The following is a 9,781-nucleotide window of genomic DNA, read 5'->3' as shown; positions in this document are numbered from 1 at the left end:
TGTTGCAACAGAACGGTTGGCAACCTTCTGTATGCGGGCCGGGGATCAGTCTTCCAGATCACCGCAGAAACGGTAGCCTTCGCCGTGAATGGTGGCGATGATTTCTGGTGTGTCAGGCGTCGCTTCGAAATGCTTACGGATGCGACGGATAGTCACGTCCACCGTACGGTCATGAGGTTTCAGCTCACGGCCAGTCATTTTCTTCAGCAAATCGCCGCGGGTTTGGATCTTGCCCGGGTTTTCGCAGAAGTGCAGCATGGCGCGGAATTCACTGCGCGGTAATTTGTACTGCTCACCCTGAGGGCTGATCAGTGAACGGCTGTTGATGTCTAATTCCCAGCCATTAAATTTGTAGCTTTCTACCAGACGACGTTCTTCACCGGCAGTACCCAGGTTCATCGTGCGGGAAAGCAGGTTGCGAGCGCGGATGGTCAGCTCACGTGGGTTGAACGGCTTGGTGATGTAATCATCTGCGCCGATTTCAAGACCCAGAATTTTATCAACTTCATTGTCGCGGCCGGTCAGGAACATCAGTGCAACGCTGGCTTGTTCACGCAATTCGCGTGCCAGCAGCAGGCCATTTTTGCCCGGCAAGTTGATGTCCATGATAACCAGATTGATGTCATTTTCGGACAGGATTTGGTGCATTTCTGCGCCATCATTGGCTTCATGTACCATGTAGCCTTCTGCTTCAAAAATGCTCTTTAACGTATTACGTGTCACTAACTCGTCTTCGACGATCAGAATATGTGGGGTCTGCATGATTGCTACCTAAGATTGCCAACAAATAGAAAATAGGAGTACAGAAGTCCTTGTTATCCCGATGAATTTCGACGGCTTACTGGCCATCTCACTCGTTACATGACTAAAGTACGTAAACGCGTTCTCGATGCAATTTCCATCAACGGCAACAACATCGCAAGCTCGGTCAGGGATTCCACTTTCTGCAGTTCCACGTGGTCCTAAAGCGGCGCATATCCTAACCCTATTAACAGCAATATAACAGCGAGTGCCGAAATTACCACCCAACAAAACTACGGTTTGTTGACATATATCAAGTTCAATTGTAGCACGGTAACAGAAACGTGAAAAACACTTATAAGAATGCACGCTTGAGTCACATTTCGTCCTTTATTGTACACGATTCAGCAATTCATTAAGTTGACCGAGATAAATGCAAAAAATGGATGAGTGAGTATTATATATCCTTATGAAAAATAATGATTTAAATTTTAATAAAGTTTGCTTAACCGCGCCAGCACCTTTTTTTACTGTCAGCTTCGGTTTTCCGATAAAATGGATGAATATATTCCGTCGGCTGTTAAGTTCTTGTGAATAATATAAGCATTGAATAAGGTCTGGCGCAGGGCAAAAATTCATCGCTGAACCACACCCGACATTATCTCTCCCACTCTTTGCGAAGGTACGACATGCAACTTCATATTATTTTGGTTTCACCTGCGCGCCCTGAAAATGTCGGGGCGGCGGCACGAGCCATGAAAACCATGGGCTTCGCATCCTTGCGTATTGTCGACAGCGAAGCGCATCTGAAACCGGAAGCGGGCTGGGTGGCGCATGGTTCGCAGGAGATCCTGCAAAATGCCCTGCATTTCACCACACTGGCGGAAGCACTGGCCGATATCGATTTTACGGTGGCGACCACTGCCCGCAGCCGTGCGCGCTTCCACTATTACTGCACGCCGCCGGAGTTGCTGACGCAGCTGGAAGAAAAAAGTCAGTGGGTGAACCATGCGGCGCTGGTGTTTGGGCGTGAAGATTCAGGCCTGACGAATGAAGAGCTTGAGCTCGCCGACATCCTCACCGGCGTACCGATGGTGGCTGATTATCCGTCTCTGAATCTCGGGCAGGCGGTGATGGTTTTCTGTTACCAGCTGTCGTCACTCAACCAGGTTGCCGCTGCACGGGCGGAAAATGCCGAGGCAGGGCAGTTGTCTGCCTTGCGTTCGCGGGTGGGCCGATTACTGGAAAATGTCGGGGCCGAAGATGATCAAAAACTGGCCGACTGGGTGCATCAGCGCCTCGGACTTTTGCAGCAGCGGGATGCTGCAATGCTGCACACTTTGCTGCATGACATCGAAAAAAAGCTGAACCAATGATGTGAGGGGTTTATTCTTTACGGTAGTGCAATATTCCGGATAAACTGAATAACCCTGCTATTTGAACTGGAATTTGCTTTACGTGCAGCGGATTGTTCATTTTGTTTCGACCGTGACCGTCAGCGTAAAACCAGAAAAAATTTGACTTGTTGTGCCTTATGCTTTAGCTAATAGAGGCAGACAGCGTAAAAACTCTAAGACAGACAGAAGATAAAAATGCGAATCATCAGCCTGAACACAACAATTATTACCACCACCGATACCACAGGTAACGGGGCGGGCTGACGCGTACAGGAAAAAAGAAAAAAGCCCGCACCTAACCAGTGCGGGCTTTTTTTTTAACACTTTAAAACGACGAGCTTCAGGAGAGAATCAGAAATGCGAGTGTTGAAATTTGGCGGGACCTCGGTAGCAAACGCAGAACGCTTCTTGCGGGTTGCGGACATTATGGAAAGCAATGCGCGTCAGGGACAGGTCGCAACGGTATTATCTGCACCTGCCAAAATTACCAACTATCTGGTCGCCATGATTGAGCGAACTGTCGCAGGACAGGACATTCATACCATCATGAGTGATGCAGAAAGCATTTTCGGACAGCTGATCTCGGGTCTGGCGGACGCACAACCGGGCTTTGATCTGGCAAAAGTGAAAGCCTATGTAGATCAGGAATTCGCTCAGCTCAAACAGTTGCTGCACGGCATCACCCTGCTGGGCCAGTGCCCGGACAGCGTCAACGCCTCGATCATCTGTCGTGGCGAAAAACTCTCTATTGCCATCATGGAAGCCGTATTTATTGCCAAAGGCTTTGGCGTCACCGTGATCAATCCGGTTGAGAAGCTGCTCGCACAAGGCCATTACCTTGAATCCACCGTAGATATCAATGAATCCACCCGTCGCATTGCGGCAAGTGCCATTCCCGCTGACCACATTGTGCTGATGGCCGGTTTCACCGCCGGTAACGACAAAGGCGAACTGGTGGTGCTGGGGCGCAACGGTTCTGACTATTCCGCCGCCGTGCTGGCGGCGTGTTTACGCGCTGACTGCTGCGAAATCTGGACCGATGTTGACGGCGTGTATACCTGTGACCCGCGCATTGTTCCCGATGCCCGCCTGCTGAAATCGATGTCGTATCAGGAAGCGATGGAGCTGTCGTACTTTGGTGCGAAAGTGCTCCATCCGCGTACCATCCTGCCTATTGCTCAGTTCCAGATCCCTTGTCTCATCAAAAACACCACTAACCCGCAGGCGCCTGGCACCCTGATTGGCAGTGAAAGCCTTGGCGATAACACGCCGGTGAAAGGCATTACCAACCTGAACAACATGGCGATGATCAACGTGTCCGGGCCGGGTATGAAAGGGATGATCGGCATGGCGGCGCGCGTTTTTGCGGTGATGTCCCGTTCGGGCATTTCCGTTGTGCTGATCACTCAGTCCTCGTCTGAATACAGCATCAGTTTCTGTGTGCCGCAAAATGAGCTGGAACGCGCGCGCAAGGCGCTGGAAGACGAATTCTATCTGGAACTGAAAGACGGTCTGCTTGAGCCGCTCGACGTGATGGAAAAGCTGGCGGTGATTTCCGTGGTCGGCGACGGCATGCGTACGCTGCGCGGGATCTCGGCGAAATTCTTCTCTGCGCTGGCGCGTGCCAACATCAATATTGTGGCGATTGCCCAGGGTTCTTCTGAGCGTTCAATTTCTGTTGTCGTCAATAACGACGATGCGACTACCGGCGTGCGTGTCAGCCACCAGATGCTGTTTAACACCGATCAGGTGATCGAAGTGTTCCTGATCGGCGTCGGCGGTGTAGGCGGCGCGTTGATCGAACAGATCCGCCGTCAGCAGGCATGGCTGAAAACCAAACATATCGATCTGCGCGTTTGCGGTATCGCCAATTCCCGCGCGTTGCTGACCAATGTTCACGGCATCGCGCTCGACAGCTGGCAGCAGGAGCTGGCCGCGGCGAAAGAGCCGCTGAATCTGGGGCGCCTGATCCGTCTGGTCAAAGAATATCATCTGCTCAATCCGGTGATCGTCGACTGCACGTCCAGCCAGGAAGTGGCCGATCAGTATGCTGATTTCCTGACAGACGGTTTCCACGTTGTTACGCCGAACAAAAAAGCCAACACCTCATCAATGAATTACTACCACCAGTTGCGCAAAGCAGCGGATGGTTCGCGCCGTAAATTCCTGTACGACACCAACGTCGGTGCGGGTTTGCCGGTGATCGAAAACCTGCAAAACCTGCTGAACGCCGGTGACGAACTGCTGCGATTCTCCGGCATCCTTTCCGGTTCGTTATCGTTCATCTTCGGTAAACTGGATGAAGGCATGTCACTGTCTGCGGCGACCTTGCAGGCGAAGGAAATGGGCTATACCGAGCCGGATCCGCGTGATGATCTTTCCGGTATGGACGTTGCCCGTAAGTTGCTGATTCTGGCGCGTGAAGCCGGATACAAGCTGGAACTGACGGATATCGAGGTGGAATCTGTTTTACCGTCTTCCTTCAATGCAGAAGGCAACGTAAATGAATTTGTGGCGCGTCTGCCGGAACTGGATGCACAATTCGCCAAACGCGTGGCCGAGGCTACCGCTGAGGGCAAGGTACTGCGTTATGTCGGTGCTATCGAAGAGGGGCGTTGCAAAGTGAAAATCGATGCCGTCGATGGTAATGACCCGCTTTATAAAGTAAAAAATGGTGAGAATGCGCTGGCGTTTTATAGTCGCTATTATCAGCCGTTGCCGCTGGTTCTGCGTGGTTACGGTGCCGGTAATGATGTGACGGCAGCAGGTGTGTTTGCCGATCTTTTGCGAACGCTGTCATGGAAGTTAGGAGTTTAATATGGTTAAGGTGTATGCCCCGGCTTCAATTGGGAACGTCAGCGTCGGTTTCGACGTGCTGGGCGCGGCAGTTTCTCCGGTGGACGGTACGCTGCTCGGCGACTGTGTGTCGGTTGAAGCTGCCACAGAATTTAGCCTGAAGAGTGAAGGCAAGTTTGTCTCCAAACTGCCAGACCGCATGGAAGACAACATTGTCTATCAGTGCTGGCAGCGTTTCTGTCAGGAAATCGGCAAGGAAGTGCCGGTGGCGATGACGCTGGAAAAAAACATGCCGATCGGATCCGGTCTGGGTTCCAGCGCATGCTCGGTGGTTGCCGGTCTGATGGCGATGAATGAATTCTGCGGCAAGCCGTTGAGTGAAAACCAGATGCTGTCGCTAATGGGAGAGCTGGAAGGGCGAATTTCCGGCAGCGTACATTTTGACAACGTCGCGCCGTGCTATCTGGGCGGCATTCAGCTGATGCTGGAAGAGCTGGATATCATCAGCCAGAACGTGCCGAGTTTTGACGACTGGCTGTGGGTGATGGCGTATCCGGGGATTAAAGTTTCAACGGCGGAAGCGCGGGCAATCTTACCGGCACAGTATCGCCGCCAGGATTGCATCAGCCATGGCCGTTATCTGGCGGGCTTTATTCACGCCTGCCATACCCAGCAACCCGCGCTGGCGGCGAAGCTGATGAAAGACGTGATTGCTGAACCGTATCGCACTCGTCTGCTGCCGGGCTTTGCGGAAGCACGCACCGCCGCAGAAGAAATCGGTGCGCTGGCCTGCGGGATTTCCGGTTCCGGCCCGACGCTGTTTGCAGTGTGTAACGACAGCGCCACGGCGAAACGCATGGCTGACTGGTTGCAGGCGCACTATCTGCAAAATGACGAAGGTTTTGTTCATATTTGTCGTCTTGATACCGCGGGCGCGCGGGTATTGGGATAACTCGAAAATTTACTGGGATAACAAATGAAACTGTACAACCTGAAGGATCACAACGAGCAGGTCAGCTTTGCTCAGGCAGTCAAACAAGGTTTAGGAAAACAGCAGGGTTTATTCTTCCCGCTGGATCTGCCTGAATTTGAACTGACCGAAATTGACCGCTTGCTGGAGCTGGATTTCGTCACCCGCAGCAGCCATATTCTTTCTGCTTTCATCGGCGATGAAATCCCTGAAGAAGCGTTACATCAGCGTGTGAAAAACGCGTTTGCCTTCCCGGCGCCGCTCGCCAAAGTGGAAGAAGACATCGCCTGCCTGGAGCTGTTCCACGGCCCGACGCTGGCGTTTAAAGATTTCGGCGGCCGCTTCATGGCGCAGATCCTGACTCAGGTGTCTGGCGACCAGCCGGTGACCATTCTGACCGCAACCTCCGGGGATACCGGTGCGGCAGTGGCGCATGCTTTCCACGGTATGAAAAATGTGCGCGTTGTTATTCTGTATCCGCGCGGCAAAATCAGCCCGCTGCAGGAAAAACTGTTCTGTACGCTCGGTGGCAATATTCATACCGTGGCGATTGATGGCGATTTCGACGCCTGTCAGGCGCTGGTCAAGCAGGCCTTTGATGATGAAGAGCTGAAACACGCGCTGAAGCTGAACTCGGCGAACTCCATCAACATCAGCCGTCTGCTGGCGCAGATTTGCTATTACTTCGAGGCCGTTGCCCAATTGCCGCAGGAAGCGCGCAATCAGCTGGTTGTGTCGGTACCAAGCGGTAACTTCGGCGATCTGACCGCCGGTTTGCTGGCGAAATCTCTGGGCCTGCCGATCAAACGCTTTATTGCGGCAACTAACGCCAACGACACGGTGCCACGTTTCCTGTCTAACGGGGAATGGGAACCGAAGAAAACCGTCGCGACGCTGTCGAATGCGATGGACGTCAGCCAGCCTAACAACTGGCCGCGCGTGGAAGAGTTGTACCGCCGCAAGATCTGGCAACTGAAAGATCTCGGTTTTGGTGCCGTCAGCGATGACACCACCGAAGACGCGATGCGCGAGCTGGCGGACCTCGGTTATATCTCTGAGCCGCACGCCGCCATTGCTTACCGCGTGCTGCGCGATCAGCTGCAACCGGGCGAGTTCGGCCTGTTTATCGGTACCGCGCACCCGGCGAAATTCAAAGAAAGCGTGGAATCGATTTTGGGTCAGGATATCGGCTTGCCGAAAGAACTGGCTGAACGCGCGGATTTACCGCTGCTGTCGCATAACCTGCCGGCTGATTTCAGCGAAATGCGTGCATTCCTGATGGCACTGCCTGAATAAAGACGGTGCGTCAGAAAGGCAAAAGCCCTCTTCAGGAGGGCTTTTTTATGTCTGTCATTCAGGGACATCAGCGTTCAGGGCGGGTAAATACCAGCTCATTGCCCTGTGAACGTGATTCATCAAATGCGTAACCTTCCAGATTGAAATCCTGAAGCTGTTTCGGCTTATCCAGACGCTCTTTGATGATAAACCGGCTCATCAGACCGCGGGCTTTTTTGGCGTAGAAGCTGATGACTTTGTATTTGCCATTTTTTTCATCGAGGAAGACGGGCTTGATGATCTCGCCATCCAGAAGTTTAGGTTTCACCGCTTTGAAATATTCGTCGGAGGCCAGGTTCACCAGCACTTTGCTTTTCTGTTCGCTGAGCAACAGGTTCAGTTTCTCAGTCAGTAAATCGCCCCAGAAAGCATAAAGATTCGTGCCCTGCGGATTTTCCAGGCGGATACCCATTTCCAGACGGTAGGGCATCATCAGATCCAGCGGACGCAGCAGGCCATACAAACCGGACAACATGCGCAGATGTTTCTGGGCAAAATCGAAGTCTTTCTCGCTGAAATCTTCTGCCTGTAAGCCGGTATACACGTCCCCTTTGAAGGCAAGCAACGCCTGACGCGCATTCTTCGGCGTGAAATCTGGCTGCCAGTCGTTGAACCTTTCCGCGTTCAGATGGGCCAGTTTGTCGCTGATCCCCATCAGGGAAGATATCTGCGCAGGGGACATTTTACGCGCCACGGTGATCAGCTCACTGGATTTATCCAGCAGTTCAGGCTGGGTGTAGCGCGTTGTCGCAAGCGGGCTTTCGTAATCGAGCGTTTTAGCAGGAGAAATAATGGTCAGCATAGTGCGTCCGTTTGGTCAGTGACGGTTCAGATTAAGGAATTTTTCGTTGCACTACTGTAGCAAAAAAGTCAGTGAAATAGCGCGCTGGTGAAAATAACAGCGATAGGAAAAATCAGTTTTGATGCGGATTTTTATCCCAGATACCCGGCTCAAGCTGGCCGCGCAGTTCAGGAAAATGGTTCGGATTAAACACGGGAATTTTCCCCATGCGCTGCTGGCGTTCATAGTCTTTCACGACTTTGACGGCAATGCCTGACAGCAACAGCAGGGCGGTCAGATTGAGAAGCGCCATCAGAGCCATGAAGATATCCGCCAGTTTCCATAAGACCTGTAATTCCATCAGGCAGCCGCCGAATACCATCGCAATCACCAGTAAACGAAAAGCCAGTAATTTTACGCCCCTTTCGCTGCGTACAAAGCCGAGATTGTTTTCCGCATAGGCGTAATTTCCGCAGATGGAGGTGAAAGCAAACGTAAACACGAGTGCCGCCAGCACGACATTGCTCCAGCCTGGTATCGCAGGAGAAATGGCCTGATGGAGCAGAGCAATTCCGGACGGTGCACCGGGATTTTCGAGCGCGCCGGAGGTCAGAATGATCAGCGCCGTCGCGGTACAAATCACTATCGTATCGATAAATACGGCCAGCATCTGATTAAAACCCAGCGCCGCCGGATGACTTACCGAAGCCATTGCGGCGGCGTTAGGCGAGGATCCGACACCCGCTTCGCTGGCGAACACACCGCGCTGCATACCCTGCGTGATGGCCTGCGTCATACCGTACGCCAGCGCGCCGGAAGCCGCTTCCTGCAAACCAAAGGCGCTTTTGAACACCAGCGCCAGAACCTGCGGCAGTTTTTCCACATGATGACCAATGACCCAGACAGCCAGCAGCAAATAGCCGAGGGCGATGAAGGGCATGAGTTTGTTCGCCAGCCGCGTTATCGCGCTTATGCCGCCAAAAATCAGTATCGCCGTCAGTGTGGCCAGTACGAAGGAGGTGGTCAGCGCGGGCGTGTCTAAAAACCGGGAGGAGGCCTGTGCGATAGCATTGGCCTGCAAGGCGATAAAAATGAATCCGCAGGAAATGACGATCAAAATGGAAAACAGGATGCCCATCCAGCGCATACCCAGACCTTTCTCCATATAATCCGCGGGGCCGCCACGGAAACGACCTTTGTTGCCGGGGCTTTTATAAATTTGCGCCAGCGTATTCTCTATCATCCCGGTGGCCATACTGAATACCGCAATCACCCACATCCAGAATATGGCACCGGGCCCGCCCAGCGTCAGCGCAATCGCCACACCGGTCAGATTACCCGTCCCCATTCTTGAGGACATGCTCAGGCAAAATACGCTCCATACGGACAAGCCGCGGGCGTCGGGATGACGTTGGAACGGTGCGCAGGAAAAGAGATGGCGAAAGCGGCGGAACTGAATAAAGCCGAGGCGGAAGCTGAGATAAATACCGGTGCCTAACAACAGATAAATCAGGATCGAACTCCAGAGAACTGTATCGAAAAATTCCAGTAACTCATTCATGACTTATCCTTGTTTGATTTACCTTTCATCATTTTTATCCACTCCGTGCGTGCGCCTCGCTGCGGGAGGGCTAACATACCTTTTTTACGTGACGGGGAATATATTCATTTTGGCTGATTTTGTGTGTTTTGGAAGGTGGGAAAATCCATGATGTTCGTAGCCGAGCATGCCGCGATAAGCGCCTTGCGCCTGGCTTTTTG

8 protein-coding genes and 1 other annotated feature are annotated in these 9,781 nt (G+C 52.6%); of the genes, 5 read left to right on the top strand and 3 right to left on the bottom strand.

The window, feature by feature from the left end; translation table 11 throughout:
* Positions 1 to 45: 45 nt before the first annotated feature.
* Positions 46 to 762 carry a two-component system response regulator ArcA gene (gene arcA / locus J1779_RS08940; protein WP_217203584.1) on the bottom strand — a complete coding sequence of 239 codons (717 nt, stop codon included), beginning with the start codon at positions 760 to 762 and terminating at the stop codon, positions 46 to 48.
* A 668-nt stretch (positions 763 to 1,430) separates the two neighbouring features.
* Between arcA and J1779_RS08935 the strand changes: the two genes are divergently transcribed.
* The 5 genes from J1779_RS08935 to thrC all read left to right on the top strand — a co-directional run bounded on the left by J1779_RS08935 (position 1,431) and on the right by thrC (position 7,200).
* The gene (locus tag J1779_RS08935; protein ID WP_056776742.1) at positions 1,431 to 2,117 is read left to right on the top strand and encodes a tRNA/rRNA methyltransferase; all 687 of its coding nucleotides are present in this window, start codon (positions 1,431 to 1,433) and stop codon (positions 2,115 to 2,117) included.
* Between the two features lie 216 nt (positions 2,118 to 2,333).
* The gene (gene thrL / locus J1779_RS08930; protein ID WP_071823645.1) at positions 2,334 to 2,402 is read left to right on the top strand and encodes a thr operon leader peptide; all 69 of its coding nucleotides are present in this window, start codon (positions 2,334 to 2,336) and stop codon (positions 2,400 to 2,402) included.
* Positions 2,341 to 2,457: a sequence feature (Thr leader region), on the top strand. It overlaps the preceding gene by 62 nt.
* A gap of 38 nt (positions 2,458 to 2,495) precedes the next feature.
* Complete coding sequence (thrA, locus tag J1779_RS08925) at positions 2,496 to 4,955, top strand: bifunctional aspartate kinase/homoserine dehydrogenase I (RefSeq protein ID WP_122094232.1); 2,460 nt, start codon at positions 2,496 to 2,498, stop codon at positions 4,953 to 4,955.
* A 1-nt stretch (position 4,956) separates the two neighbouring features.
* Positions 4,957 to 5,886: a homoserine kinase gene (gene thrB, locus J1779_RS08920; RefSeq protein ID WP_056776750.1), complete on the top strand. Its 930-nt coding sequence runs from the start codon at positions 4,957 to 4,959 to the stop codon at positions 5,884 to 5,886.
* Positions 5,887 to 5,910: 24 nt separating this feature from the next.
* Complete coding sequence (gene thrC / locus J1779_RS08915; protein ID WP_122094230.1) at positions 5,911 to 7,200, top strand: threonine synthase; 1,290 nt, start codon at positions 5,911 to 5,913, stop codon at positions 7,198 to 7,200.
* Positions 7,201 to 7,267: 67 nt separating this feature from the next.
* Here the strand turns inward: thrC and yaaA are convergent, their stop codons facing one another.
* Positions 7,268 to 8,041, bottom strand: a complete 774-nt coding sequence (yaaA, locus tag J1779_RS08910; RefSeq protein WP_056776757.1) for a peroxide stress protein YaaA — start codon at positions 8,039 to 8,041, stop codon at positions 7,268 to 7,270.
* Between the two features lie 112 nt (positions 8,042 to 8,153).
* Positions 8,154 to 9,581 carry an alanine/glycine:cation symporter family protein gene (locus J1779_RS08905; RefSeq protein WP_217203583.1) on the bottom strand — a complete coding sequence of 476 codons (1,428 nt, stop codon included), beginning with the start codon at positions 9,579 to 9,581 and terminating at the stop codon, positions 8,154 to 8,156.
* Positions 9,582 to 9,781: the final 200 nt, after the last annotated feature.

Origin of the sequence: Rahnella rivi, from assembly GCF_019049655.1 — a bacterium.
In the GTDB taxonomy this organism is placed as follows: Bacteria; Pseudomonadota; Gammaproteobacteria; order Enterobacterales; family Enterobacteriaceae; genus Rahnella; species Rahnella rivi.
The sequence above is the reverse complement of the archived record's forward strand: the minus strand, read 5'-3'. Positions and strand labels throughout refer to the sequence as shown.

Excerpts from the sequence above, each read along its gene's own strand:
- arcA (WP_217203584.1), bottom strand. The coding sequence starts at position 762 with ATGCAGACCCCACATATTCTGATCGTCGAAGACGAGTTAGTGACACGT.
- J1779_RS08935 (WP_056776742.1), top strand. The coding sequence starts at position 1,431 with ATGCAACTTCATATTATTTTGGTTTCACCTGCGCGCCCTGAAAATGTC.
- thrA (WP_122094232.1), top strand. The coding sequence starts at position 2,496 with ATGCGAGTGTTGAAATTTGGCGGGACCTCGGTAGCAAACGCAGAACGC.
- thrB (WP_056776750.1), top strand. The coding sequence starts at position 4,957 with ATGGTTAAGGTGTATGCCCCGGCTTCAATTGGGAACGTCAGCGTCGGT.
- thrC (WP_122094230.1), top strand. The coding sequence starts at position 5,911 with ATGAAACTGTACAACCTGAAGGATCACAACGAGCAGGTCAGCTTTGCT.
- yaaA (WP_056776757.1), bottom strand. The coding sequence starts at position 8,041 with ATGCTGACCATTATTTCTCCTGCTAAAACGCTCGATTACGAAAGCCCG.
- J1779_RS08905 (WP_217203583.1), bottom strand. The coding sequence starts at position 9,581 with ATGAATGAGTTACTGGAATTTTTCGATACAGTTCTCTGGAGTTCGATC.